Here is a 26,942-nt window from a genome sequence, read left to right as displayed (position 1 = left end):
CGCGCCCGCACCGCGACCGGACGCCGGTCCTCGACCGGCCCGGTCCACCGTGACCGCGAGATCGTCCCTGCCGTCGGCGCCGGCACGCCGCACGGACTCATCGACCCCCACCCCCAGGTGAGGTAATCCGTGATCAGCAGTCCCCTACGAGCACTCGCCGCGACGGCCGCGGCCGTCGCCCTGGCCCTCGGCCTGACGTCGGTCCCGGCCCAGGCCGACGAAGCCGAACAGGACACGTTCAGCGCGCTCATCTTCTCCAAGACCACCGGTTTCCGACACGACTCCATCCCGCACGGCATCGCCCTTTACGAGGCCCTCGCCGAGGAACACGGCTTCGAGACCGAGCACACCGAGGACGCCGAGGTCTTCAACGACGAGGACCTGGCCCGCTTCGACGTGGTCATCTGGCTCTCCACCACCGGCGACGTCCTGGACGAGGACCAGCAGGCCGCCTTCGAGAACTACGTCCAGGAGGGCGGCGGCTACGTCGGCGTCCACTCCGCCTCCGACACCCACTACGACTGGGAGTGGTACGGCGAACTGGTCGGCGCGTACTTCTCCAGCCACCCGCCCGGCACCCAGGACGCCGAGGTCATGGTCAACGACCGGGCCCATCCCTCCACCGACATGCTCCCGGCGAGTTGGGAGCGGCACGACGAGTGGTACGACTTCGACGTCAGCCCGCGCGGTGACGTACACGTCCTCGCCGGCCTGAACGAGGCCTCCTATGAGGACGAGGTCGACCCCGCCGGGCAGATGGGCTTCGACCACCCGATCGCCTGGTGTCAGGTCTACGACGGCGGTCGGTCCTGGTACACGGGCGGCGGCCACACCATCGAGTCCTACACCGAGCCCGAGTTCTCCGAGCACCTGTTGGGAGGCCTCCAGTGGGCCGCCGGGCAGGTCGAGGGCGACTGCGGTGCCACTCAATGGGACAACTTCGAGAAGGTGACGCTCGCCCAGGGCGAGGAGAACGTCGGCGAACCCATGGGCATGGCGGTCCTGCCGGACGGCCGGGTCATGCACACCTCCCGCAACGGGCAGGTGTCCCTGTGGTCGCCGGACAGCTACAGCACCGCCGCGCTGGCGGACGTGCCCGTCTACGACCACGACGAGGACGGCCTCCAGGGCGTGGCCCTGGACCCGGACTTCGAGGAGAACGGGTGGGTGTACCTGTACTACGCGCCCGTCCTGGACGGGGTCCCGTCCGGCGCCGCCCCCGAGGACGGCGAACCGGAGGACTTCGAACCCTACGAGGCGCACAACAACCTGTCGCGCTTCCAGTTCGTGGACGGTGAGGAACCGAGCCTGGACCTGGAGAGCGAGCAGGTGATCCTGGAGGTCGAGGCCACCCGCGGCATGTGCTGCCACGTCGGTGGTGACATCGACTTCGACCCGGACGGCAACCTGCTGCTGTCCACCGGTGACGACACCAGCGCGTTCGGCTCCGACGGGTTCAGCCCGCACGACGAGCGCGAGACCCGCAACCCGGCCTTCGACGCCCAGCGCAGCTCGGGCAACACCAACGACCTGCGCGGCAAGCTGCTGCGGGTCTCGGTGAACGAGGACGGAAGCTACGACATCCCCGAGGGCAACCTGTTCCCGCCGGAGTCCTCCGACGGTGAACCGACCCGCCCCGAGATCCTCGCCATGGGTCTGCGCAACCCGTTCCGGTTCAGCGTCGACCAGGAGGACGGCAGCGTCTATCTGGCCGACTACGGGCCGGACGCCCCCGAGGCCGACCCCGAGCGAGGACCGCAGAACACGGTGACGTGGCACCACATCACCGAACCGGTCAACATCGGCTGGCCGTACTGCATCGGGAACAACTCCCCCTACGTCGACCACGACTTCGGTGAGGGGACCTCGGGCGAGCCGTTCGACTGCGACGCCCCGGTCAACGACTCCCCGCGCAACACCGGACTGGAGAAGACTCCCCCGATCACCCCGGCGGCGATCTGGTACGACTACGACGAATCCGAGGAGTTCCCGCACCTGGGCACGGGCGGTGGCGCCCCGATGGGCGGCCCGGCCTACGACTTCGACCCCGAACTGGACTCGGACAACAAGTGGCCCGAGTACTACGACGGCGTCCCGCTGCTGTACGAGTGGAGCCGCCAGTGGATCAAGCAGGTCCACCTCGACGACGAGGGCGGCGTCCTCGACATCACCGAGACCGTTCCGGACATCGACCTGGCCAACCCCATGGACATGGAGTTCGGCCCGGACGGCGCCCTGTACGTGCTGGAGTACGGCTCGGGATACTTCGGCGGCGCCGAGGACTCGGCGATCTCCCGTATCGACTACGCGGGTTCCGGGGACAGCCCGGTGGCCCGCATCGGCACCGATGCCACCTCCGGCGCGGCGCCGCTGACCGTGGAGTTCTCCGGGGAGGAGTCCTTCCACCCCGGTGGTCTCGCCTTCGACCACGAGTGGAACTTCGGTGACGGCGAGAGTTCGACCGAGGTCTCCCCGACCCACACCTTCGAGGAGGGCGGACGCTACAACGTCTCCCTCACGCTGACGGACGAGGAGGGGCGCACAGGTACGGCCACGGTATCGATCACCGCGGGCAACACCGCGCCCGAGGTGGCGTTCCAGACGCCCCTGGACGGTCAGTTCTTCGACTGGGGCGACGAGATCCCGTTCGAGGTGTCCGTGGAGGACGCCGAGGACGGCTCGATCGGGGACGGCGTCGACTGCGCCGACGTGGAGGTCACGTCCTCGCTCGGCCACGACACCCACGCCCATCCCTGGACCCAGTACGAGGGCTGTGAGGGTGTCAGCGAGACCGGGACCGACGGTGGTCACGGCCACGACATGAACATCTTCTGGGTGCTCCAGGCCGAGTACACCGACGGGGGCGGGGACGATGTCCCGGCCCTGACCGGCAGCGACGGGGTCAAGCTCAACCCGTCGCGGATGCAGGCGCAGTACTTCACCGACAGCGAGAACGTCGTCACCGAGACCACCGAGGACCCCGAGGGTGGTCTGCGCAACATCGGTGGCGTCTTCGACGGCAGCTGGGTCGCCTACGACCCGGTCAACCTGCACGGGGTCGAGCAGATCGACTTCCGTGTGGCCTCCGAAGGAGCGGGCGGCGCCATCGAGGCCCGCGCGGGTGCCCCCGACGGTGAAGTGGTCGGCTCCGTCGACGTCGAACCCACCGGCGGCTGGCAGGAGTGGGCCGACGTCACCATGGACGTCACCGACCCGGGCGGCACGATGGAACTGTTCCTGGTCTTCACCAACGGGGACGCCGGTGCGGACGAGAACCTGTTCAACCTCAACTACTTCGACGTGAACGCCGATCACCACGGAGAGGAGCCGGAGCCCGAACCGGAACCCGAACCCGAGCCGGAACCCGAGCCCGAGGGCTGCGAGCCGCCGAACGTCGACGACGGCGCTACCGCCCTGTGGGACGGCGAGTCGTTGGACGGCTGGAACATGGCCGGTCCGGGCGGCTTCGACGTCGTCGAGACCGACGAGGGCTGCGTGCTCGAATCGTCCGGCGGCATGGGGCTGCTCTGGCACGAGACGGAGCTGGACTCCTACCGGTTGAAGGTCGACTACCTGACTCACGAGGAGACCGACAACTCCGGAGTCTTCGTCGGCTTCCCCGAGCCCGGTGACGACCCGTGGGTCGCCGTCGACGAGGGCTACGAGATCCAGATCGATCCGTTCGGCGCGCCGGAGGGCGACCCGATCACCCGGACGGGCGCCGTCTACGACTTCCAGGCGGCCACCTCCCACCCGGAGGTCGTGGGCGAGTGGAACTCGATGGAGATCGAGGTCACGGACCCCCACATCCGGATCCTGATCAACGGCGAGTTGGTCAACGAGTTCGAGAACACCGACCCCGACCGTGACCTGTCCGCGGGACACGTCGGTCTGCAGAACCACGGTGACGCCGACACGGTGTGGTTCCGCGACGTCCAGGTGTCCGACATCGAATAGCACCACCCGCGGCGGGGCCGGCCTCGGCCCCGCCGCTCCCCCCAGCCGGTCAGCGCCAGGACAGGAGGTGCCAGTTGAGCACCCGGAAACGACAGAAGGACGATCGGGGCTCGGCCGGGCCCGACACGACCGAGAAGGTGGTGACCCGCGAGGCCGGCCGCCTCACCTGGTGGTTGACCGGCGGATCCATCCTGCTCGTGGGCGCCGTCGTCGCGCTGGTGGTCACGATCGTCGACGGCGGTGATGGCGCCGTCACCCCCGACCCGGCCCGCGTCGCCGAGTTGGAGGCCTCCGCGACCGATCGTCACGTCGGCCAGGTGGCGGAGCTCATCGAGCACACCCGCGCCGCGCACGAGGAACTCGTGCCCGTCCTGGAGGCCCTGGGCGAGGCGCTGCCCGAGGACGGATCCGAGCCCGCCGGGGACCTCCCCGACTCCGACACCATCGCCGACTGGAACCGGACCACCGACAACGCCCGCGCCCACCTGGACCACGCCGAGTCCGGCGAGACCGGCTTCAACGTCACCCACGCGGGTCTGCGCGGCTCCGTGGACGTGCTCGGATCCACCTTGGACACCCTCGACGTCGCCGTCGCCGCCGACGGGGAACAGGGCGCCGAACTCCTCGAACTCACCATCGACCTGCGTGACCAGGCGGTTCGCGCGTGGTCGGTGGCCGCCACCCAACTGGACGTGATCAGCATCGACGCCGGTCACGGCCACATCCACCTGTACCTCCCGGCCGCCCCGGGCAGCGGCGCGTTGGAGCCCGACGAGGCCGAGGACGGCGACGGGGCCGTCGACGGAGCGCCCGGAGACCACGACCACTGACAGGGGAGTTCCGTATGACACGAATCGGAGTGTGGTCGGTGGGGGCGCGCGGATCGGTCGCCACCACGGCCGTCCTCGGCGCCCTGGCCGTCCGGGCCGGAGCCGCCGAGCCGACCGGGTGCGTCACCGAACGCCCCGAGTTCGCCGACGCGAACCTGCCCGGCATCGGTGACCTGGTGTTCGCCGGTCACGACGTCCGCGGTACCCATCTGGTCAAGAGCGCGGAGCCGTTGGCCAGGTCGGGGGTGGTGCCGCCGCACCTGCCCGAGGCGTTCGCCGAGGAACTGGGCGAGGTGGACCGGCGGATCCGCAAGGGGCTGGAACCACGCTCCGAGGGGTTCTCCCGCCGCGACGCGGACGCCCTGGAGGGGGACATCCGGGAGTTCGCCGAAGCGGAGTCGCTGGAGCGGGTGGTGGTCGTGGACGTGTCCAGCACCGAGCCGACTCCGAGACCGAGCCCCGAGCTCGCCGATCCCGACCTCCTGGAGGCGGCCCTGGACGCGGGAACCGCCCGGGTTCCGGCGAGCTCGGTCTACGCGTACGCGGCCCTGCGCGCGGGCTGTTCCTTCGTGGAGTTCACGCCCAACGCGGGGCCCCGACCGCCCGCTCTGGCCACCCTGGCGGAACGGCTGGGGCTGCCGTGGGCCGGTTCGGACGGCAAGACCGGGGAGACCCTGGTCAAGAGCGCGCTGGCGCCCATGTTCGCCGCGCGCGCCCTGCGGGTGCGTTCGTGGTCCTCCACCAATCTGCTGGGCGGCGGGGACGGGCGCACCCTCGACGACCCCGAGAGCAACGACAACAAGTCCGCGTCCAAGGCGCGTGGCCTGGAGCACCTGCTGGGGCACCCGGTGGACGGTCCGCTGCACATCGACTACGTGCCGGATCTGGGCGACACCAAGACCGCCTGGGACCACGTGTCCTTCGAGGGGTTCCTGGGCGCCAGGATGACCCTGCAGTTCACCTGGTCGGGGTACGACTCGGCCCTCGCCGCCCCGTTGGTGCTGGACCTGGCCCGGCTGGCCGCGCACGCCCACCGGTGCGGCCGGGTCGGACCGGTGCCGGAACTGGGCTTCTTCTTCAAGGACCCGGCCGCGAGCGACGTGCACGGGCTCTCCGAGCAGTGGCGGGCCCTGACCGCCTGGTGCGCCGAGGACGGGGGTGCTCGAAGATGAACGCGAAGGTCCGATCATTGGCCCGTCTCGTGCGCCTGCCCGCCGCCCTCTCCGTCCTGGGCGACACCCTGACCGGGGCGGCCGCCGCAGGACGGCTGCGCGAGCCGCGTACGTGGGCGTTGCCGCTCTCCTCGGTGTGTCTGTACTGGGCGGGGATGGCCCTCAACGACTACGCCGACCGCGAGTTGGACGCGGCCGAACGCCCCGAACGCCCCATCCCCTCCGGCGCGGTGGCTCCCGGCGAGGCCTTGGCGGTCGCGTCCGGGCTCACGGTGGCGGGTGTGGGTGTGGCGGCGCTGGCCGGCGGGCGGCGGACGGCACTGGTCGCCTCCGCCCTGGCCGCGACGGTGTGGACCTACGACCTGGTGCTCAAACCCACCCGGCTGTCGCCGTTGGGGATGGCGACGGCCCGCGGTCTGGACGTTCTGCTCGGCGCCGGCGACCGACCCGGGCGGGCGGTGCGGCCGGCCGTGGCGATGGCCGTGCACACCCTGGGTGTGACCGCGCTGAGCCGGGGCGAGGTGCACGGCACCCGCCCGGGGATCGCTGCGGGCTCGTTGGCCTGCACCCTGGCCGGGGCCGTCGTGGCGGCCCTTCCCGGCCGGACCGGACCCCAGACCCCGCGCGACGCGGTGGACGAGGTGATCGCCGGGATGTTCGCGGGGGCCTACGCCGGCACGGTCGGCCTCGCCCAGGGGCGGGCGCTGGCCGACCCCGCGGCCGAACACGCGCGGGAGGCGACCGGCGTGGGCATCCGCGGCATGATTCCGCTCCAGGCCGCGTTGCTGTCCCGCTATGGCGCACCCGTACCGGCCTGCGCGCTGGCGGTGGGAGCCCCCGTCGTCGCCCGTGCTTCGCGGAGGGTGGCGGTGACATGAGGTTCGGATACGGCACCAACGGGTTCTGGGACCACCGGATCGACGACGCGCTCTCGATCATCGCCGACCTCGGGTACGAGGGGGTCGGGCTGACCCTGGACCACCCGCACCTGGATCCGTTCTCCCTGGACGCCAAGGCCCGGGTGAGGGCGATCGGGCGCCGGCTGGACACCTTGGGTCTGGCGTCGGTGATCGAGACCGGTGCCCGCTACCTGCTGGATCCCCGACGCAAGCACGAGCCCACCCTGGTCTCCGACACCGGCCGGGACGTCCGGGTCGACCTGCTCAAACGCGCGGTGCGCGTCGCCGACGAGCTGGGAGCCGAGGCGGTGTCCTTCTGGTCCGGGATCCTGCCCGAGGGCGCCACCATCGGCCAGGGGTGGGACCGGCTCACCTCGGAGGTGGAGAAGGTCCTGGTCGTCGCGGACGAACTGGGCGTGGACTGCGCCTTCGAACCGGAACCGGGCATGTTCGCCGAACGGTTGGCGGACGTCCTGGAGCTACGGAGCAGGCTCGGCGACCCCGAGCGGCTGCGGGTGACCCTCGACGTGGGCCACGGGGTGTGCAACGAACCCGATGGCCCCGAGGGCGCGGTCGAGCGGGCGGGCCCGCTGATCGCCAACGTGCAACTGGACGACATGCGCCCCCACGTACACGAGCACCTGGAGTTCGGGGACGGCGAGATCGACCTGCCCGGGGTCCTGGGCGCCCTGCGCCGGGTGGGATACACCGGCATGGCGTCGGTGGAGCTGCCCCGGCACGGTCACGCCGCCCCGGTGGTCGCGGAGAGGTCCAAGCGCGCCCTGGACGCCGCCTGGGCCCGGGTCGAGGAGGAGGCTTGAGCGCGTTGGAGCCGTTGGACGACAAGGCCCGATCGGTGTTGGACTCCCTGTGCGCCCAGGTGGCGGAGCGGCCCTCCCGTGTCGCCGTTCTCTTCCCCGCGGTGGGGCGGCGGGTGGCCCGTGGGCCCGGACCTTCGGGCGACCCCACCGGAACACTCGGACCGACGGTGGAGGATTCGGCCCGGATCGAACTCCTACGGACCGTGGTGGGCTCCCTGCCGCCGGCGGACGCGGCCACGGAGATCACCGATCTGTACGAATACGGCGACGCCGACGAGAAACGCGCGGTGCTGCACGGCCTCCACCTGCTGGACGGCACGGTGCCCGAGGTCGCGGGGACGATGCGGAACCTGCTCGCCGACGGCCTGCGCACCAACGACACCCGGCTGATCGCGGCGGCGGCCGCGAATCCCGCCCAGTCCCTGTTGGACGACCACGCCTGGCGACAGACCGTGCTCAAGTGCCTGTTCGTCGGGGTGCCGCTGCGTCTGGTGGCGGGGCTGGACACCCGGGTCGACCTCGAACTGGCCCGCATGTGCGCGGACTTCGCCCACGAACGCGCGGCCGCGGGTCGGGCCGTACCGGCCGACGCCCGGTCGGTCCTGGACCGTTTCCCCGAACACCCCTTCCACGAACGGCCGCAGGAGGGCTGAATGCGCATCTTCGAACCTCACATCCACATGACCTCGCGCACCACCACCGACTACCGGGCGATGTACGACGCCGGGGTGCGAGCGCTGGTGGAACCCGCCTTCTGGACGGGGCAGCCGCGCACCGGCGTCGGTTCCTTCCGCGACTACTTCGACGGACTCATCGGTTGGGAGCGCTTCCGCGCCGCACAGTTCGGGATCGCCCACCACTGCACCATCGCGCTCAACCCCAAGGAGGCCAACGACCCCCGGCTGACCGGGGTGCTCGACGTCCTCCCCCGTTACCTGGCCAAGGACGGTGTGGTGGCGGTCGGCGAGGTCGGCTTCGACTCGCGCACCCCGGAGGAGGAGAAGGTCTTCCGCCGGCAGCTGGAGCTGGCCAAGGAGTTCGCCCTGCCGGTGTTGGTGCACACCCCGCACCGGGACAAGGCCGAGGGGACGCGGCACACGCTCCGGCTGGTCGCCGAGTCGGGTGTCTCCCCCGAGATGGTGCTGGTGGACCACCTCAACGAGACCACCGTGGCGATGGTGCACGACTCCGGGTGCGTCATGGGTTTCTCCATCTACCCCGACACCAAGATGGACCCGGACCGGATGGTGCGGATCCTCTCGGAGTGGGGCACCGACCGGATGGTGGTGAACTCGGCCGCCGATTGGGGGCACAGCGACCCGCTCTCGACCCTGTACACGGGGCGGGCCATGCTGGCCGCGGGTTTCACCGACGACGAGGTGGACCGGGTGCTGTGGCGCAACCCGGTGGACTTCTTCGCCCGAAGCGGTCGCCTGTCGTTGGAGGGCGCCTCGTCGGTCGGGGCGACCTTCGAGGGCAACTCGATCCTGCGCGGCGAACGCCCCGAGGGGGACGCCGGATGAGGTTCCGCCACCCCGACGGCACCGTCGTCCATCTGGCCTATTGCACCAATGTCCACCCGGCCGAGGACCTCGACGGTGTCCTGCGCCAGATCCGGGTGTTCGGCGGCGGGGTCCGCTCCGCCCTGGGCGTCGACCTGTTGGGGCTCGGGTTGTGGCTTCCCGCTCCCCTGGCCCGCGAGCTGGCCGCGGACCCCGCCCTGGTCGACCGGTTGCGCGAGGGCCTGGAGACGGCGGGGCTGGAGACCGTCACCCTCAACGCGTTCCCCTACACCGGCTTCCACGACCCGGTGGTCAAGCACGCCGTCTACAGTCCGGACTGGACCGACCGCGCCCGGTTGGACTACACGGTGGACTGCGCCCGGATCCTGGCCCGGCTGATGCCCGACGACGCCGCCCGGGGTAGCGTCTCCACCCTGCCCCTCGCCTGGCGGGAGCCCTGGTCGTCGGAGCGGCTGGTGGTCGCCCGCGGGCACCTGACCGAGCTGTCCGGGGCCCTGGCCGAACTCGCCGACGCGGGACGCCCGGTCCGGGTCGCCCTGGAACCCGAACCGGGGTGCGTGGTGGAGAGCACCCACGACGCCGCCCGGTTCCTCTCCGGATCGCCCGCGCACCTGGGCGTGTGCCTGGACACCTGCCACCTGGCGGTGGGGTTCGAGGAACCCGGACCGGCGCTCGCCCGCCTGGCCGACGCCGGGCTGCCGGTGGTCAAGACCCAGGTGTCGGCGGCCCTGGAGGTCCCCGACCCGTCCGCCCCTCGGGCCAGGGAGGCGCTCGCCGCCTTCGCCGAGGACCGGTTCCTGCACCAGACCCGTGAGCTCGTGGGCGGGCGCGCCCAGGGCCGCGACGACCTGCCCGACGCCCTCCACGGCCCTCGCCCGTTGCGCGGACGCGGCCCCTGGCGCACCCACTTCCACGCGCCCCTGCACTCCCCCGCGAACGAACCGTTGCGCGGCACCACCGACCACCTCACCGAGACCCTCGCCCACCTCCTGGGGCCCGAGGGCGCCCGCACCGACCACCTCGAAGTCGAGACCTACACCTGGACGGTGTTGCCCGAGGGCAGCAGGCCCGTGGGCGAGGACGGGCTGATCGAGGGGATCGCCGCCGAGCTCGCCTGGACCCGGGACCGGCTCCTCGACCTCGGACTGACCGCCCTGTGAACGCCCGATGGCCCGTGGCCCCCGAAGGAAGGGACCGTTCCCCATGACCCAGGACCGCCGCCTCCTCGTCATCGACGCGGTCGGCCTCACCCCCCGGCTGCTTCGGCACGCGCCCCGTCTGCGGGCCCTGGCGGAACGGGGCCGGCAGGCCACCTTGGAGACCGTCCTGCCCGCCGTGACCTGCACCGTGCAGTCCACGTTCCTCACCGGCGCCACCCCGGCCGGCCACGGCGCCGTCGCCAACGGCTGGTACTTCCGTGACCTGGGAGAGGTGCACCTGTGGCGCCAGCACAACCGGCTGGTCCAGGGCGAGAAGGTGTGGGAGACCGCCCGCAGGCACCGCCCCGGTTTCCGGACCGCCAACGTGTGCTGGTGGTACGCCATGGGCGCCACCACCGACTGGACCATCACGCCCAGGCCCGTCTACCACGCGGACGGGCGCAAGTCCCCTGACTACTATGCCCGGCCGGTGGCGCTGCACGACGAACTCACCGATGAGCTGGGCCCCTTCCCCCTGTTCCACTACTGGGGGCCGACCGCCTCCCTCCGCTCCACCGAGTGGATCGTGGCCGCCACCCGTCGACTGTTGCCCAGGGCCGACCTGACCCTGTGTTACGTCCCGCACCTGGACTACGACCTACAACGCTTCGGTCCGGGATCCGAACAGGCCCTCAAGGCGGTCGGCGACCTCGACGCCGCGCTGGCGCCGCTGTTGGACGACGCCGAGGCGGCCGGTGTCACCGTGCTGGTGCTCAGCGAGTACGGCATCACCCCGGCCGACCGCCCCGTGCACGTCAACCGCGCGCTGCGCGAGGCCGGGCTGCTGGAGGTGTACACGCAGGAGGGCATGGAGTACCTGGACCCGTGGGCCTCGCGCGCCTTCGCGGTCGCCGACCACCAGTGCGCCCACGTCTACGTGGACGACCCCGCCGACCTGCCCGCGGTCACCGAGGTCGTGGCCGGCCTGGAGGGTGTGGACCTGGTCCTGGACCGGGCGGCGCAGGCCGGTCACGGACTCGACCACGACCGCTCCGGCGAACTGGTGCTGTTCGCCGATCCGGGCGCCTGGTTCACCTACTACTACTGGCTGGACGACGACCGCGCCCCCGACTTCGCGCGTGGCGTCGACATCCACCGCAAGCCCGGATACGACCCGGCCGAGCTGTTCCTCGACCCCGCCGACCCGATGGTCAAGGCGCGGGCCGCGGCGGGCCTGATCCGCAAGAAGGTCGGCCTGCGGTACGCGATGAACGTCGTCCCCCTGGATCCGGGCTGTGTGCGCGGAACCCACGGACGCCCCCACACCGATCCCGAGGACGGACCGCTGTTGTTGTGCGACGGCCCCATCCCGGACCGGGATCGTTTCGCGGCCACCGAGGTCCGCGATCTCATACTCGACCTCGTCGGTGTGCCGGCACCGACGAGGTCGACCCCGCTATGACGCAACCGGCCCCGACCCCCCGAACAACGGAGGATGCACGATGACCAGACCGGTCACCCTCTTCACCGGCCAGTGGGCCGACCTGCCCTTCGAGAAGGTGTGCGAACTCGCCTCTTCCTGGGGCTACGACGGACTGGAGATCGCCTGCTGGGGCGACCACCTGGACGTCACCCGCGCCGCCGTCGACGACTCCTACGTCCAGGGGCGCCGGGAGATCCTCGAACGGCACGGGCTCGGCGTGTGGGCCATCTCCAACCACCTGCTGGGCCAGGCGGTGTGCGACGACCCCATCGACCACCGCCACCGGGACATCCTGCCGTCCCGGGTCTGGGGCGACGGCGACCCCGAGGGCGTGCGGCGGCGCGCCGCCGAGGAGATGAAGCTGACCGCCCGGGCGGCCGCGAGGCTGGGCGTGTCCACGGTGGTGGGCTTCACCGGCTCCGCGATCTGGAAGTACGTGGCGATGTTCCCGCCGGTGGGCGACGACGTCATCCAGGCCGGTTACCGGGACTTCGCCGACCGGTGGAACCCGATCCTGGACGTGTTCGACGAGGTGGGCGTGCGCTTCGCCCACGAGGTGCATCCCTCGGAGATCGCCTACGACTACTGGTCGACACAGGCGGCCCTGGAGGCGGTGGGGCACCGGGAGGCGTTCGGGTTGAACTGGGATCCCAGCCACATGGTGTGGCAGGACATCGACCCGATCGGATTCCTGTGGGACTTCCGGGACCGGATCTACCACGTGGACTGCAAGGACGCCCGCAAGCGCGTGGGCGGCGGCCGTAACGGACGTCTGGGCTCACACCTGCCGTGGGGCGACCCGCGTCGGGGCTGGGACTTCGTGTCCACCGGCCGGGGCGACGTGCCATGGGAGGCGTGTTTCCGCGTGCTGAACTCGATCGGCTACGACGGGCCGATCTCCATCGAGTGGGAGGACGCCGGAATGGACCGTCTGACCGGTGCGGCGGAGGCGGTGAGGTTCGTGCGGGCCAACGTCTTCGACCCGCCCACGTCTTCCTTCGACTCCGCGTTCGGCTCCGGCTGACGGATCCGGCCGCGGCCCCCACGTCGGCCCGTCACATCATGGGGGCGATGACGACGCGGAACTCCCCGCCGTCGGTCCCCACGTCGTGGCGGAAGTCGTTGACCCGGTTCACCGAGCGTTGGACGGCGTCACCGCCGAAGGCACTGGTGTCCACGCCGGGCAGCACCTCGCGCAGGGCGAGGACCGCCTCGTCGATGGACAGGGCCGTGCCCCGGTGTTCGGGGGTGATGCGTCGGCCGTCATCGGTGAGCCGACTGATCGCGATCCGGAACATCGCCGGTCTCCCTGCGGTTCGGGGGGATGGTCGACGACATTCTCTCCCATCCGTGGCGAGGTGGGAAAGCGCCTGGGGAGAGCCGACCGGGACGGTGGGGGCGGGCCCGGACCCACCCACCGTCCCGGGACCGGCCTCAGATCTCCAGGGTCTCCTCGATGCCCTTGAGCCGGTGCCTGGCCAGGGCGAGGTTCCCGCGGGCGCGGTCCATCGCCAGGTAGAGGAAGAGTCCCTGCCCCTTGCGGCTGGTGAGGGGCCGGATGACGTGGTATTGCCCGGACAGGGTGATGAGGATGTCCTCGATCGCGTCGTTCAGGCCCAGTTGGTCCATGGTCCGCATCTTGGCCCGGACGACCTCGGTGTTGCCCGCGGCGGCCACCGTGAGGTCCAGGGACTTGTTCGAACTGAGGGTGCCCAGGGCCATTCCGCTGCTGTAGTCGACCACCGCGGCCCCGACGGCGCCCTCGATCTCCATCATTTCCTTGAGTCCGGCTTCGATGTTGGGCATGTCCTTCTCTTTCCTTTGGTTGATTCGGCGCAGCTCTCTCCGGTCGGCGATCCAACGACGCAGTCCCGGACCCCGGTGGCGCGGGGGCGAACCACCGTTCACGCGACCACCGTTTCCGCTTCGGGCCGCTCCACCGAAAGGGCGCGCAGCCCGGATAGGACCCGTTCCAGCATCGGTCGGTCCAGGGTGACCAGGGCCCTGGGCCTGATCGGACGGCCGTGGCCACGGCGGGGCGGGTGGGTGTCGTGTTCGGGTGGTTCGACGTTGTCGGCCAGGTCCCGCAGTCTGCGCAGGGCGATCCCGAGATTGCCCTGGTCGCGCTCCACGCGGACCTGCACGCAGTAGTGCGAGCCGCGAAGGACCGCGTACAGCACGTGGTGGTCGACCTCGGTGACCACCACGTCCTCCACCGTCTGGGCGGCGCAGAGCGGCCCGCCGGCGATGGCCTGGAGCATCGCCGCCGCGCCCGAGGTCCCGTCGTCCTCTCCGACGTGGGACAGGGCGCGGTCGCCTCGCCAGTCGACGAGACAGACACTGCGTACGCCAGGGGTCTGGAGCATCTCCCGCATCTGTTGGTCGATGGCGTGCACGGCGTTCCTTTGTGAGGGCGGAGCCGATCCGGTCGGCCCACGGGCGGAATCGAACGATGTCCCGGTAGCGGACGATTCGAGAATAAGACGCCATCGTCCTTCTCGCAGGCTTTTCCGGCATTTAATATTTACGCACCTTCTGGCCTGCCATTTCGCGGAAAAGAAGTAAGTGGCGTTTGATTCTCAGAATGCGTTCTGTGGACTTTTCGGCCAGTGTCGGCGAATGAGGTCCGTTGTTCTGTTTCGGGACTTTCGCTCACGGAACGCAAGGCACACGAACAGGCCCTAGGGTGTGTTACCGACCGTTCGTTCAGTAGGCCGATCCGGTCGACACGCGGGAGGACCCGACCTTCCACGCGCTCCAGCCCTCCGCCGCAAGGTAGGTTCGACAACCGTGGCCCGAACTTCCGCACCCGACGACCCCGCCGCACGCTCGACCGGACGGCGCCGCTCCGGCCGCCCGGGGCACGACGCCGACTCCGTGCTGCGCGTGGCCGCCCGCGTCTTCAACGAACGCGGGTATGACGGCACGAGCATGGAGGACCTGGCCCGCGCCCTGGGTGTGACCAAGTCCGCGATCTACCACCACGTCTCCGGCAAGACCGAACTGCTGCGTCGGTCGCTGGACCTGGCGATGGACGCGTTGTTCGAGGTGACCGGGGAAGAGGGCGCGACCACCGGGCGGGCCATCGACCGCCTGGAACACGTGATGCGCGGCAGCGTCCGGGTGCTGGTCGAGGAACTTCCGCACGTGACCCTGCTGCTGCGGGTGCGAGGCAACACCGACGTGGAGAAGCGGGCGTTGGAGCGCCGGCGTCGCTTCGACCACCTGATCGCCGATCTGGTACGCGAAGGCGTGGTCGACGGCGACATCCGCAGCGACGTGGACCCCGCGGTCGCCTCACGTCTGCTGTTCGGCATGGTCAACTCGATCGTCGAGTGGTACAAGCCCGACCGAGGACTGGCCTGCGAGGAGATCGCCGACGCCTTGATCCGCATCGCGTTCCAGGGGATGCGCGCGCCCAAGGATTGACGTCCTCCCCGCCGTGAACGACGGGGATTCCGACCCGCCCTTGTCGGGCAGGTGGCACTACGCGCCTCACAGCGCGCACTGGTTCCTGTTTCCCTGGGTCCTGCCAACCTCAAGCGGCTGGTCTTACAGTCCCTCCACAGGCGTTTGACCTGTCGGCCCGTCCGGCCGCCAGGACGATGCGGGCCGCGTTCACGTCCCGATCGTGGGTGGTTTCACACGCCTTGCACGTCCATTCCCGTACGTGCAAGGGTTTGGGTCCATCGATGGCCCAGCATTCTGAGCAGGTTTGTGAGGAGGCCAGGAACCGGTCGACCTTGGAGAAGGAGCGCCCGTACCTGGTGGCCTTGTACTGAAGCATGTTCACAAATGCCGACCAGCCGGCATCGTGCACGCTCTTGGCCATCCGGGTGCGTCCCAGCCCCTGCACCGACAGATCCTCCACGTGGATGGCTTGGTTCTCGCGTACCAGCGTGGCGGACAGCTTGTGGTGAAAGTTCCGACGGGCATCGGCCATCCGAACGTGAGCGCGGGCCACCTTCCGACGGGCCTTGGCCCTGTTGTTGGAGCCCTTGGTCTTGCGGGAGAGTGCTCTCTGGGTTCTCTTCAGCTTGCGTTCGGCACGGCGCAGGAACCGCGGGTTGGTGATCTTCGTTCCGTCCGACAGCACCGCGAAGTGCGACAATCCCAGATCGATCCCGACCTCCGGCGTGGTCTCGGGCAGTACCTCATCGGCGTTTGTCTGGACCACGAACGAGGCGAAGTACCGATCAGCGGCATCCTTGATCACGGTGACCGAGGTCGGAGTGGACGGCAGCTCGCGTGACCACACCACCTTGATCTGGCCGACCCTGGGCAGGGACAACTTCCCAGGGGCGGTGATCTTCCATTTGGCGTTGTTGGTGAACCGGGCCGACTGGGTGTTATCACGGCGCGATTTGAACCGAGGCGCCCCCACCTTCGCGCCTTTGCGCTTTCCGCTCTTGGAGTCCTCGTGCGCTTTCCACGCCTTGTCCAGGTCCCGCAACGCCTGCTGGAGCGGGACCGAGGACACCTGCGCAAGCCATTCCCGCTGCGGGGTCCGCTTCGCTTCGGTGATCAGCGCTTTGGACAACTCGGTGTTCTTGGGTACCCGCTGGTAGGGGCTCTGGGCGGTCCGTGCCTTGGGGGAACCGAGCAGCTTGTTCGACGCCTTCACGGGATTCTGGCGTTCCAGAGCGTCGTTGAACACCACTCGCACACACCCGAACAAGCGGGCGAGCGCGGCGCGCTGGTCCCTGTCCGGGTAAAGGCGGTAGGTGTATCGAAGCTGCATGCTCGCATTCTATCATTGGTTTATGGCCAATGAGAGCAATGTCAGGGCTGGTAGACACTGTGTTTTCGCGATGCACGCGCACTTGGTTTTCGTGACGAAGTATCGGCATGAGGTCTTCGCCGACCGCCACCTGTGGCGGATGGAGGAGGTCATGCGGGCGGTGTGCGCCGACTTCGAATCAGAGTTGGTGGAGTTCAACGGCGAGGTGGACCATGTCCATCTGCTGGTGGACTTCCCACCCAAGGTCGCGGTATCCAAGCTGGTCAACAGCCTCAAGGGGGTGTCCTCGCGTAGGTTGCGTCAGGAGTTCCCTGAGCTTGAGCGCCACTACTGGCGAGCCAAGCGGTTGTGGTCGGGGTCCTATTTCGCCGGGTCGGTCGGGGGTGCGCCGATCAGCGTCCTTCGGCGGTACATCCAGGACCAGAAACGCCCGTCCTGACGGACCGGCGCAGGTTCGGATCCGATTCACCTCCGGCCTGAAGGCCGGAGCACTCTCGGATAAAACAGGTAGCCCTGGGGGTCAAGCGAACATTCGCCCCACAGCAACCCATTTGGTGATAAAAACCACATATTCCGAGTGAACCGAAAACGGCTCCCCCAACGGCCGCGCGCTTCCGTCGGCCCGCCGAGGCCCGGGCCACGACCCCTTACGCTCTCCGCGCCCGACGCCCCTGAACAGGCATTTTATCCTGAAGGCTAAGGATTCACCCTTTTACGCCCAGGGACGCGGAAATCATGATCGACCACTTCAACACCGGATTGCTGACGCCGATAGGCGCCTACGCGGTCTCCGTGATCGGATCCTTCATCGGTTTGATGTTCGCCCGCCGCCTCCGAACGTCCACCGGCGCGGCCCGGTGGTGGTGGCTGGCCCTGAGCGCGATCTGCCTCGGGGGTACCGCCATCTGGTCGATGCACTTCATCGCCATGCTGGGCTTCCAGGTGCACGGCACCCCGATCCGCTACGACGCCGGGCTCACCATAGCCAGCGGGTTGCTCGCGATCTTCGTCATGGCCGTGGCGCTGTTCCTGATGAGCACCGAACCGAACAACACCCGTCTCCTCATCAGCGGGGTGATCGCGGGCTCCGGGATCGTCTCCATGCACTACATCGGGATGGCCTCGATGCACATGCACGGCGAGATGCACCACGATCCCCTGTTCGTCGTCCTGGCGACGGCGATCGCCCTGGTCGCGGCCACGGTCGCCCTCTGGTTCTCCTGGCGGCTGCGCGGCACGCTCAGCATCCTGGCCGCCGCCCTGGTGATGGGTGTCGCGGTCTCGGCCATGCACTACACGGGCATGTTCGGCGTCGACGTCACCCTGACCGAACGCACCACCGACACCTTGGCCGGCTCGACCGGCATCGACCTGCTACTGCCGCTCGTGGTGGGCCTGTTCGTGTTCCTGCTGGTGTGCAGCCTGCTCCTGATGCTGGGGGTGGAGGACGGCGCGGATTCGAACAAACGCGGTTCCCATCGCCGGTCGATCGAAAACCACGGCTGACCAACTGGCCGAAAGTGGTCACGAAATCCGTCTTCACACCTCTGGCGGGGATTACGGTCGGTCTCTACCATCTGTGATTGCTGGTCACATTTGTGACTGGAGTCATAGAAAGTAGAGGCCTGCGGCCATGGCCGACATATTCCCCCAAGGTCTACTCACCCCCGCCCTCGCCTACGCGGTCTCCGTCATCGGTTCCTTCCTCGGGCTGGTCTTCACTGCGAGGGCCCGTCGTTCGGCCGGTCTGGTCCGTTGGCAGTGGCTGATCCTGGCGGCGCTGTCCCTCGGTGGTATCGCCGTGTGGTCGATGCACTTCATCGCCATGCTGGGACACACCATCCCCGGGACGATCATCAGGTACGACCCGCTCCTGACCCTGGTCAGCGGCGTCATACCCATCCTCGTCATGGGTCTGGCCCTGCACCTGGTCATCCAGAACCAGAGCAACGGACGCCTGCTGCTGTCCGGAACCCTGCTCGGCGTCGGCGTCGTCTCGATGCACTACACCGGCATGGCGTCGATGAACCTGCACGGGGAGATGCACCACAACGCCCTCCCCGTCGTCGCCTCCTGCGTCATCGGCCTGGTGGCGTCCACCGTGGCCCTGTGGTTCGCCCGGAACCTGAAGCACAACGGCGCCATCTTCGGAGCATCCCTGGTGATGGGGCTCGCGGTGTCGGCCATGCACTACACCGGTATGGCCGGACTGCACGTCGACAGCCCGGAGATGACCCACTACGGAGCCCCGGAAGGCGTCAAGGCCACCGAGTTGGCCCTTCCCCTGATCGTGGGCCTGTTCGTCTTCATGCTGATCTGCAGCCTCTTCCTGCTGCTGAGCGGCGACGAGGACGACCGTCGGGACTACACGCGCCCCTCCCACCGCTCCACCGAGCACGCCGTGCTGCGAAGCCAGGAGGACTACGCGCCCCGGCACGGCTCCCCCGTCGCACCCCTGGACCAGGAAACCCCCGGTCCGGGTAACGACGTGTGGACCAGGAACCGCTGAACCGGTTCCGCACTCGCGTGGTGCCCCGGGACCGTGAAAACCACTGGCGTCCCGGGGGCACCACGGCCTAGGCTCGTCTCGAATCGAACCGGGCGCGCACCGCGCCGGCCACACCGGTTCCCGCCCCTTTCCGCGGGAGAAGAAGAGAGGAGCACACGATGCCCGTCCTCGTGTCCACCCCCCACAACGGCACCTCTTTCATCTCCCGCGAGTCCTGAGCCGCCGCACCTCGACGGCCCCGACTCGCGCCGTACCAAGAAGAGACGACGTGAGTCAGCACAGCGAACACACCGGCACGACCGGCCTGCCCGAACACCCTCTGACCCGGCTGGGATGGAACCCGCGGGTCTCCGCGGCCTTCGACGCCCTGACGTCCCCGCACCACCTGCGACCGGCCCGCGTCATCGAGGCCCGACGCGGCGCCGTCGCCGTCCACCTACCCGAGCCCGCCACCGCCGACCTGTCACCCGAGGTGCGCAGGGCCGCCGAGTCGGACCGTTCCACCGCGCCCACCGGCGGCGACTGGGTGGCGGTCCGCCGATCCGGTGACACCTGGGTGGTCGAGGCCGTGCTGGAACGTACCGGGACCCTGGTCCGACAGGGCGTGGCCAAGGACTCGCACGACCAGGTCCTGGCCGCCAACATCGACGTCGTCCTCATCTGCGAGGCCGCCGACCAGGGCCCCAACGTGGGCCGACTGGAGCGGTTCCTCAGCCTCGCCTGGGCGAGCGGCGCCACCCCGGTCGTGGCCGTCACCAAGTCCGAACTGGCCGGGGATCGGCTTCCGGACGTCCTCGAACTGGTCCGGGCCGTCACCACCGGCGCGGACGTGTACGGCGTCAGCGCGCACACCGGCGACGGACTGCCCGACCTGGCCGCCCGACTGAGCGCCGGTGACACGTGGGTGCTGTTGGGCACCTCAGGAGCCGGCAAGTCCAGCCTGCTCAACGCACTGGCCGAGCGGGAGGTGATGGGGACCGGCGAGATCCGGCAGGACAGCCGAGGCCGGCACACCACCACCCACCGGCAACTGGTCACGATGCCCGGTGGCGCCCTGTTCCTGGACATTCCGGGGGTGCGTCGAATCGACGTTCCCGGGGGCGAGACCGGGGTCGATCGGACCTTCGCCGACATCCACGCCCTGGTCGAGCGGTGCCGGTTCCGGGACTGCTCACACGGAAACGAACCCGGTTGCGCGGTCAACGCCGCCGTCGACGAGGGCGAACTGGACGCGGCCCGGTTGGACCGCTGGTTCCGGCTGCGTCGGGAGGCCGAGTGGAACCGGAGCCGCAACGACTCCCGACTGCGCGCCGCCCGTCGTAAGGAATGGAAGCGGAAGGACCGTCAGGGCCGCGAGAACGCCTGGCGCAAACGAGGGTTCTAGAAATCGAAGGCGCGACGGGCGTTGTCCGCCACGATGGTGGCGAGCTCGTCCTCGTCCATCCCCTTGACCTCGGCGAGCACGCGCAGCGTCAGCGGAATCAGGTAGGGCGCGTTGGGTCGGCCCCGGTAGGGCTTGGGGGTGAGGAAGGGCGCGTCGGTCTCCACCAGGATCGACTCGGCGGGGGCCGCGCGCGCCGCCTCGCGGAGTGATTCGGCGCCGGCGAAGGTGACGTTGCCCGCGAAGCTCATGAAGTAGCCGTGCTCGGCGCACACCTTGGCCATCTCGGCGTCGCCGGAGAAGCAGTGGAAGACCACCCGTTCGGGGGCGCCCTCCTCCACCAGGATCCGCAGGACGTCCTCGTGCGCCTCACGGTCGTGGATCATGAGCGCCTTGCCGTGCCTCTTGGCGATGGCGATGTGTCGGCGAAAGGACTCCTCCTGGGCACGCGCGCCCTCGGGCCCGGTCCGGAAGGTGTCCATGCCGGTCTCCCCGACCGCGACCACCTCGGGGCGACCGGCCAGGGCGTCGATCTCGGCGAGTTCGGCCTCCAAGGCCTCGATGCCACCGGCGGGACGGGCCTTCTCCGTCCAGTCGGTGTCGTCGGCCTCCACACCCTCGGCGCCGTCGCCGTGCACCACGCGCGGGGCCTCATTGGGGTGCAGGGCCACCGCGGCCCACACCTTCCCGGGGTACCGCTCGGCGACCTCGACCGCCCAGCGCGAAGAGGACAGGTCCACGCCCACCTGCACCAGTGGGGTCACGCCCACGGCCTCGGCCGCGGCGATGATCTCGGGGACCTCGGGGGACTGCATGTCCATATGGGTGTGGCTGTCGGCCACCCGTACCCGCAACGCCTCGGGCGCCGCCGGAGGAGTCTGCGCGTTGCGCTCCTTGACCGCCTTGCCACTGCGCTTGCCCACGTCGACCTTCCTCCGTCGTCCCTCGGTCATTGGAGATTCCCCGCGGGCCCCGAGGTGTTCTCGGGGCCCGCGGGTACTCATGTGCTCGATTACTCGGTGTCGCCGGCCAGGCGCGCGAGTTCCTCGTCGACCACGGACGGGTCGAGCTTGGTGAACAGCGGCTCCGGGCGGCTCAGCGGGGTGCCCGGGACGATCGGCGTCGAGGCCCACCGGGCGTCGTTGTCGGCGTAGTCGCCGGTGATGACCGGGTAGTCCACCTTCTCCTCGGAGTCACCGATGGTGTCGTGACCCGACTCGATCCGGGGCATGCCGGTCCAGGTCCCGGTGCCACCCAGCATCGCGTACACCTTGTTGGCGGCGACGGGCAGGAACGGGGTGAGCAGGGTGTTGGCGTCCTGGACCAGCTGCAGCGCCACGTGCAGAACGGTGGCCATCCGCTCGGGGTCGGTCTTCTTCAGCGCCCACGGAGCCTGGTCGGAGATGTACTTGTTGGCCTCGGAGACGGTGCGCATGGCCTCCTGCAGGGCGGCCTTGAACTGTGAGCGCTCCAGGCGGGCTCCGACGGTGTCGAAGGCGGCCTTGGAGTCGGCCAGGACCCCTCGGTCCTCGTCGGTGAGCTCACCGGCGGCGGGGATCTCGCCCAGGTTCTTGGCGGCCATGGAGATGGACCGGTTGACCAGGTTGCCCCAGGCCGCGACCAGCTCGTCGTTGTTGCGGCGCACGAACTCGGCCCAGGTGAAGTCGGTGTCCTGGTTCTCCGGTCCGGCGGCCATGATGTAGTACCGCAGCGCGTCGGCGGAGTAGCGCTCCAGGAAGTCGCGCACGTAGATCACCACACGGCGCGAGGAGGAGAACTTCTGTCCCTCCATGGTGAGGAACTCGCTGGAGACCACCTCGTCGGGGACGTTCAGCTCGCCCAGCGTTCCGACCTCACCGCCCCGGTCGCCCTTGCCGCTCGCGCCGAGCAGGATGGACGGCCAGATGACCGAGTGGAAAACGATGTTGTCCTTGCCCATGAAGTAGAAGGACTCGCTGTCCTTCTCCTGCCACCAGCGCTTCCAGGCGTCGGGCTCGCCCACGCGCTCGGCCCACTCGATGGACGCGGACAGGTAGCCGATGACCGCGTCGAACCAGACGTACAGGCGCTTGTTGGCGTTCTCGCTCCACCCCTCCAGCGGGATCGGCACACCCCAGTTGAGGTCACGGGTGACCGCGCGCGGCTGGAGGTCCTCCAGCAGGTTCAGGGAGAACTTGAGGACGTTGGGCCGCCACCCCACCCGGCGCCCACCACCATCACCGGACGGCTCCGAGGCGGTCACTTCCTCTTCCTTGCCCTTGAGCCACTCGGTGAGGATCTCGGCGAAGGCGGGCAGGTCGAGCATGAAGTGCTCGGTGTCCGTGAACTCGGGGGTCTCCCCGTTGATCCGGGACCGCGGCGAGATCAGGTCGATCGGGTCGAGCTGGTTGCCGCAGTTGTCGCACTGGTCACCGCGGGCACCGTCGTAGGCGCAGATGGGGCAGGTGCCCTCGATGTAGCGGTCCGGCAGGGTGCGGCCGGTGGAGGGGGAGATCGCGCCCTTGGTGGTGCGCGTGAAGACGTATCCGTTGTCGTGGAGCGTGGTGAACAGCCGCTGGACGACGGAGTAGTGGTTGCCGGTGGTGGTGCGGGTGAACAGGTCGTAGGACAGGCCGAGGGCGACGAGGTCCTCGGCGATGATCCGGTTGTAGCGGTCGGCCAGCTCGCGGGCGCTGACGCCCTCCTGGTCGGCCAGCACCTGGATGGGGGTGCCGTGTTCGTCGGTACCGCTGACCATCAGCACGTTGTTCCCCGACATTCGCTGGAAGCGCGAGAAGACGTCCGAGGGGACCCCGAAACCGGAGACGTGGCCGATGTGGCGCGGGCCGTTGGCGTAGGGCCAGGCGACCGCGGTCAGGATGTGGCGATTCGACGACATGACCCAAGCCTAAAGCCGGCCGGGGTGTACGCGGGCCGCCTCCCTGGCCACGGCGCCGATTCCCCGATGTGACGGCGCTTCCCGCCCCTTCCCCCGCTCCTCCGCCCCGGGCTTCCCGGACGGTCGGCCGCATACGTTCCGGCAACGGTTGTCCACAGGGCGGCCGGCAGTGATTCCCCGGGGTGGGTCCCTGCCCTTATGCTCGGCTCAACGACGTCGAGTGTCACCGGAGCGCCGACGCGGAACGACAGAGAGCGACCCTCCAACCCGGTCCCGAGGCGGTGGTCACCACGGATACCCGTGCCATACCCCGTCCTGCCCGGAACACCGCGTCCCTGATCGCCGGCGTGGTGTTGATGGTCGTGCTGTCCTTCCCCTTGGCCGCCGCGCCGTCCGGTGATGGGGAGGCTCTCCCCTCCTCGGTCGGTTCGGCCGACGCCCCGGCGACCACCGCCGACTCCGGCCCCTCCCCCTCCGCCAAGGAGGCGGGCAAGGAGGTCGGACCCTACGTCGACCCACAGACGGTCGCGCTCGGGCCACCCGCCTCCACCTGCGATCAGCGGTTGGTACTGCGGGACCTGCCCGACGCGGTCCCCTCTTGCGCCCTGCGCCTGGCGGTGTGGGACCAACCCTGGTGGCCGCTGCCCCTCCCCCTTCACGACCCCGTTCCCGAACAGGTCGACGCCGAGGGGCTGCCATCCACCCGGGCGCCCCCTCTCACCGCGCACACCACCGTCTGACCAACCCGGTCGGTCCTCACCCGTCTCGTACGGGTCCGGGCCCTCGCACCCCCCGTTCGGTCCCGGGCCTCGCGCCGCGCGCGAGCCGTCCGGTGCCCGGGCACGCGACCGGTTCCACCATCCGCAGTGAGAGGTTCACCCCTTGTCCAGTCAAACGGGAGCGGGAGCGCGCTGGACACGCGCGCTCATCTCCCTCCTCGTCATCCTCGTCGCGTTCGGCGCGGCGTGGTTCATCCCACCGCGCCTGGGTCTCGACCTGAGCGGCGGTACGCAGATCGTCCTCGAAACCCAGGACGGCCCCGACGGCACCGCCGCCGACTCGGAGAACACCGACAAGGTCGTCGAGGTGCTGCGTCAGCGCATCGACCGTCTCGGTGTGGCCGAGGCGAACATGTCGCGTTCCGGTGAGAACCGGATCATCGTCGAACTACCCGGCGTGCAGGACCCGGCGGAGGCCGCGCAGATCGTCGGCCAGACCGCCCAGCTGTCCTTCCACCCGGTCCTCGGCGTGGGCGAGTCCGGCGGTGGCCAGGGCGTCCAGGCGCCCCAGGGCGGAGACTTCGCCAACCCGCCGGCCGACGAGGCCCGCGCCCCCTCCGACGGCGAGGGCGAGGCTCCCGCCGAGGGTGGGGGCGAAGCCCCCGCCGGTGGCGAGGGCGGCGAGATGACGCAGGAGGAGATGGAGGAGATCCTCGGCGGCATGGGCGGCGACCCCGGTGGTGGCGGCATGCCCCAGGCGCCCGCCGGTCCCCCCGCGGAGAACCCCGAGGACGTCGCGGTGACCCTGCCCGACTCCGAGGGCACCATGCTCCAGCTGGGCGAGGCCGCCATCCAGGGCGACCGCGTCTCCAGCGCCGAGGCCGGCCTCGACCAGGTCAACCGCGCCCAGTGGGTCGTCAACGTCGCCTTCCGCGGCGAAGGCCGTGACCAGTGGCAGGAACTGACCGGGCAGGCCGCCTGTTTCCAAGAGGGCGACCCACGTCGCCGCGTCGCGATCGTCCTGGACGACCAGGTCATCTCGTCCCCGCAGGTGACGGCGGAGACCGCCTGTGAGGTGGGCATGGCCGGCGGCCAGACCACCATCAGCGGCGACTTCAACAGCGAGACCGCCGAAGAGCTGGCCGTGCTGATCGAGGGTGGCTCGCTGCCGCTGCCGGTCACCGAGGTCCAGCGTCAGACCGTCGGTCCGACCCTCGGCGCCGCCGCCATCGAGGCCAGCGCCATCGCCGCCATCCTGGGCATCGCGTTCACCGCGCTGTACATCACGGTGGTGTACCGCATGGTCGGTTTCCTGGCCTCCCTGGCCCTGGCGTTCTACACCCTGATCGCCTACGGCGCGTTGGTGGCCATCAGCGCCACACTGACGTTGCCGGGTCTGGCCGGTTTCGTGTTGGCGATCGGTATGGCCATCGACGCCAACGTGCTGATCTTCGAACGGGCGCGTGAGGAGTACCAGCGCCAACAGCAGGTCTACGAGGCGAACAAGGCCTCCGGCATGAAGGAGTCCGACAAGGAGGGCAAGGAGGGCAAGGAGACCGGCGCCCTGGCCCGTCGCCGTCGCCGCGCGGTGCCGCCCAACCTGGAGAAGGCTTTCGTCCAGGGCACGCAGAAGGCCTGGAGCGCGGTCCTCGACACCAACGTCACCACGATCCTGGCCGCCGCCCTGCTGTTCTTCTTCGCCTCCGGCACCGTTCAGGGCTTCGGTGTGACCCTGAGCCTGGGCACCATCGCCTCCATGATCTCCGCGCTCGTCATCGCGCGCGTGTTCGTGGAGTGGGCGGTGCGTCGAACCGTCATCAAGAAGCACCCCTCGATCAGCGGCATCAACCGCATCGGCAAGGTCCGCAGCTGGTTGGTCGAGAAGAACCCGCAGCTGATGAACTTCCGCCGCGTCGGACTCATCGTCGCCGCGCTGATCGTGGTCACCGCGATCGCGGCACCGTTGGTCCGCGACACCAACCTCGGTGTCGAGTTCACCGGTGGTCGCGTCCTGGAGTACGAGATCACCGGCGAGCAGGACCTGTCCATCGACGAGGCCCGAGGTGTCATCTCCGCGCTCGACTTCGCGGGTTCGGACACCGCGGTGGTCCAGGAGTCCGGTGACGGCGACCTGTCCGTCCGCACCGGCGACATCTCCGACACGGAGGCCAACGGCATCACCGAGGCCATCGCCGAGGAGACCGGTGGCGTGGACCTGATCAGCGACGAGCTGATCGGTCCGAGCATGGGCGACGAGCTGCGCAACCGGGCCCTGATCGCGCTCGGCGCGGCCCTGGCCCTGCAGATGATCTACCTGGCCTGGCGTTTCCGCTGGTCCTTCGGTGTCTCCACCATGGTGTCGCTGGGCTTCAACATGCTGTTGGTCGTCGGCCTGTTCATCTGGCTCGGCAAGCCCATCGACGGGGTCTTCCTCGCCGCGATCCTGAGTGTCATCGGGTTCACCGTCAACGACTCGGTGGTGGTGTTCGACAGGGTGCGAGACGAGTGGGCGAAGGACGACAAGTCCTCGTTCACCGAGATCGCCAACCGCGCGATCCTCAACACCCTGCCGCGTACGGTGAACACGACCGTCGGTGCGTGGATCATCCTGATCTTCCTCACCTTCCTCGGTGGGTCCTCGCTCCAGGACTTCTCCATCGCCATGTTGGTCGGTCTGTCCACCGGTGTGGTCTCCACCGTGTTCGTCGCGGTACCGATCGCCATCTGGCTGCAGAAGTGGGACAAGACGCCCGCGCCGCACGTGATCAAGGAACGCAAGGCCAAGCAGAAGGTGGCGGCCAAGGCCGCCCGCGACGCGGACGACGGAGCGGTCGTCTAGGGCGCGCCTTCACCGGCCCGAGAAATGAGGGGCCCCGAACCGCCCAGGTCG

General features: G+C 69.5%; 23 protein-coding genes. 17 read left to right on the top strand and 6 right to left on the bottom strand.

Features of this window, described 5'->3' with window-relative positions; translation table 11 throughout:
• Positions 1 to 129: 129 nt before the first annotated feature.
• From ACWGKS_RS14400 to ACWGKS_RS14355, 10 genes are all read left to right on the top strand, one after another.
• The gene (locus ACWGKS_RS14400; RefSeq protein WP_358507006.1) at positions 130 to 3,957 is read left to right on the top strand and encodes a ThuA domain-containing protein; all 3,828 of its coding nucleotides are present in this window, start codon (positions 130 to 132) and stop codon (positions 3,955 to 3,957) included.
• 74 nt (positions 3,958 to 4,031) lie between these two features.
• The gene (locus ACWGKS_RS14395) at positions 4,032 to 4,787 is read left to right on the top strand and encodes a hypothetical protein (RefSeq protein ID WP_358507004.1); all 756 of its coding nucleotides are present in this window, start codon (positions 4,032 to 4,034) and stop codon (positions 4,785 to 4,787) included.
• Positions 4,788 to 4,801: 14 nt separating this feature from the next.
• Positions 4,802 to 5,959, top strand: coding sequence for an inositol-3-phosphate synthase (locus tag ACWGKS_RS14390; RefSeq protein WP_452522815.1), 1,158 nt, complete (start codon positions 4,802 to 4,804; stop codon positions 5,957 to 5,959).
• On the top strand, positions 5,956 to 6,837 hold the full coding sequence (locus ACWGKS_RS14385; RefSeq protein ID WP_358507000.1) for an SCO3242 family prenyltransferase: 882 nt from the start codon (positions 5,956 to 5,958) through the stop codon (positions 6,835 to 6,837). The genes ACWGKS_RS14390 and ACWGKS_RS14385 overlap by 4 nt, the downstream gene beginning before the upstream one ends.
• Positions 6,834 to 7,679, top strand: coding sequence for a sugar phosphate isomerase/epimerase family protein (locus ACWGKS_RS14380; protein WP_358506998.1), 846 nt, complete (start codon positions 6,834 to 6,836; stop codon positions 7,677 to 7,679). Before ACWGKS_RS14385 ends, ACWGKS_RS14380 begins: the two co-directional genes overlap by 4 nt.
• A complete protein-coding gene (locus ACWGKS_RS14375) occupies positions 7,676 to 8,332 on the top strand; it encodes an EboA domain-containing protein (RefSeq protein WP_358506996.1) in 657 nt (218 codons plus the stop codon). The genes ACWGKS_RS14380 and ACWGKS_RS14375 overlap by 4 nt, the downstream gene beginning before the upstream one ends.
• Entirely contained in the window at positions 8,333 to 9,202 is an 870-nt protein-coding gene (locus ACWGKS_RS14370; RefSeq protein WP_358506994.1) for a TatD family hydrolase, read from the top strand.
• On the top strand, positions 9,199 to 10,362 hold the full coding sequence (eboE, locus tag ACWGKS_RS14365; protein WP_358506992.1) for a metabolite traffic protein EboE: 1,164 nt from the start codon (positions 9,199 to 9,201) through the stop codon (positions 10,360 to 10,362). Before ACWGKS_RS14370 ends, eboE begins: the two co-directional genes overlap by 4 nt.
• Before the next feature lie 43 nt (positions 10,363 to 10,405).
• Positions 10,406 to 11,803: an alkaline phosphatase family protein gene (locus tag ACWGKS_RS14360; RefSeq protein ID WP_358506990.1), complete on the top strand. Its 1,398-nt coding sequence runs from the start codon at positions 10,406 to 10,408 to the stop codon at positions 11,801 to 11,803.
• 40 nt (positions 11,804 to 11,843) lie between these two features.
• Complete coding sequence (locus tag ACWGKS_RS14355; RefSeq protein ID WP_358506988.1) at positions 11,844 to 12,848, top strand: sugar phosphate isomerase/epimerase family protein; 1,005 nt, start codon at positions 11,844 to 11,846, stop codon at positions 12,846 to 12,848.
• A gap of 31 nt (positions 12,849 to 12,879) precedes the next feature.
• Here the strand turns inward: ACWGKS_RS14355 and ACWGKS_RS14350 are convergent, their stop codons facing one another.
• The 3 genes from ACWGKS_RS14350 to ACWGKS_RS14340 all read right to left on the bottom strand — a co-directional run bounded on the left by ACWGKS_RS14350 (position 12,880) and on the right by ACWGKS_RS14340 (position 14,220).
• A complete protein-coding gene (locus ACWGKS_RS14350; RefSeq protein WP_358506986.1) occupies positions 12,880 to 13,122 on the bottom strand; it encodes a hypothetical protein in 243 nt (80 codons plus the stop codon).
• Between the two features lie 136 nt (positions 13,123 to 13,258).
• Positions 13,259 to 13,630, bottom strand: coding sequence for a hypothetical protein (locus ACWGKS_RS14345; protein ID WP_358506984.1), 372 nt, complete (start codon positions 13,628 to 13,630; stop codon positions 13,259 to 13,261).
• Positions 13,631 to 13,728: 98 nt separating this feature from the next.
• Positions 13,729 to 14,220: a hypothetical protein gene (locus ACWGKS_RS14340; RefSeq protein WP_358506983.1), complete on the bottom strand. Its 492-nt coding sequence runs from the start codon at positions 14,218 to 14,220 to the stop codon at positions 13,729 to 13,731.
• Between the two features lie 490 nt (positions 14,221 to 14,710).
• Between ACWGKS_RS14340 and ACWGKS_RS14335 the strand changes: the two genes are divergently transcribed.
• The gene (locus ACWGKS_RS14335) at positions 14,711 to 15,253 is read left to right on the top strand and encodes a TetR/AcrR family transcriptional regulator (RefSeq protein WP_358507066.1); all 543 of its coding nucleotides are present in this window, start codon (positions 14,711 to 14,713) and stop codon (positions 15,251 to 15,253) included.
• Between the two features lie 109 nt (positions 15,254 to 15,362).
• Here the strand turns inward: ACWGKS_RS14335 and ACWGKS_RS14330 are convergent, their stop codons facing one another.
• Positions 15,363 to 16,565 carry an RNA-guided endonuclease InsQ/TnpB family protein gene (locus tag ACWGKS_RS14330; RefSeq protein ID WP_452522811.1) on the bottom strand — a complete coding sequence of 401 codons (1,203 nt, stop codon included), beginning with the start codon at positions 16,563 to 16,565 and terminating at the stop codon, positions 15,363 to 15,365.
• Positions 16,566 to 16,587: 22 nt separating this feature from the next.
• Between ACWGKS_RS14330 and tnpA the strand changes: the two genes are divergently transcribed.
• From tnpA to rsgA, 4 genes are all read left to right on the top strand, one after another.
• The gene (gene tnpA / locus ACWGKS_RS14325) at positions 16,588 to 17,004 is read left to right on the top strand and encodes an IS200/IS605 family transposase (RefSeq protein ID WP_358506979.1); all 417 of its coding nucleotides are present in this window, start codon (positions 16,588 to 16,590) and stop codon (positions 17,002 to 17,004) included.
• 296 nt (positions 17,005 to 17,300) lie between these two features.
• Positions 17,301 to 18,071, top strand: a complete 771-nt coding sequence (locus ACWGKS_RS14320) for an MHYT domain-containing protein (protein ID WP_358506977.1) — start codon at positions 17,301 to 17,303, stop codon at positions 18,069 to 18,071.
• A 127-nt stretch (positions 18,072 to 18,198) separates the two neighbouring features.
• Positions 18,199 to 19,074 (top strand): MHYT domain-containing protein, encoded by an 876-nt coding sequence (locus ACWGKS_RS14315; protein ID WP_452522808.1) that lies wholly within the window; start codon positions 18,199 to 18,201, stop codon positions 19,072 to 19,074.
• 268 nt (positions 19,075 to 19,342) lie between these two features.
• Complete coding sequence (rsgA, locus tag ACWGKS_RS14310) at positions 19,343 to 20,458, top strand: ribosome small subunit-dependent GTPase A (RefSeq protein ID WP_358506973.1); 1,116 nt, start codon at positions 19,343 to 19,345, stop codon at positions 20,456 to 20,458.
• Here the strand turns inward: rsgA and ACWGKS_RS14305 are convergent.
• A complete protein-coding gene (locus ACWGKS_RS14305) occupies positions 20,455 to 21,378 on the bottom strand; it encodes a TatD family hydrolase (RefSeq protein ID WP_358507064.1) in 924 nt (307 codons plus the stop codon). The two genes, rsgA and ACWGKS_RS14305, sit on opposite strands and share 4 nt — an antisense overlap.
• Before the next feature lie 89 nt (positions 21,379 to 21,467).
• A complete protein-coding gene (gene metG / locus ACWGKS_RS14300) occupies positions 21,468 to 23,333 on the bottom strand; it encodes a methionine--tRNA ligase (RefSeq protein ID WP_452455509.1) in 1,866 nt (621 codons plus the stop codon).
• A gap of 281 nt (positions 23,334 to 23,614) precedes the next feature.
• Between metG and ACWGKS_RS14295 the strand changes: the two genes are divergently transcribed.
• Together ACWGKS_RS14295 and secD are read left to right on the top strand one after the other, a co-directional pair.
• Positions 23,615 to 24,073 (top strand): hypothetical protein, encoded by a 459-nt coding sequence (locus ACWGKS_RS14295; RefSeq protein WP_358506969.1) that lies wholly within the window; start codon positions 23,615 to 23,617, stop codon positions 24,071 to 24,073.
• A 142-nt stretch (positions 24,074 to 24,215) separates the two neighbouring features.
• Positions 24,216 to 26,891 (top strand): protein translocase subunit SecD, encoded by a 2,676-nt coding sequence (secD, locus tag ACWGKS_RS14290; RefSeq protein WP_452455507.1) that lies wholly within the window; start codon positions 24,216 to 24,218, stop codon positions 26,889 to 26,891.
• Positions 26,892 to 26,942 lie beyond the last annotated feature (51 nt).

The sequence above is a fragment of the Nocardiopsis sp. NPDC055879 genome, from assembly GCF_053615935.1.
This window is presented reverse-complemented; position numbering and strand designations above follow the sequence as displayed.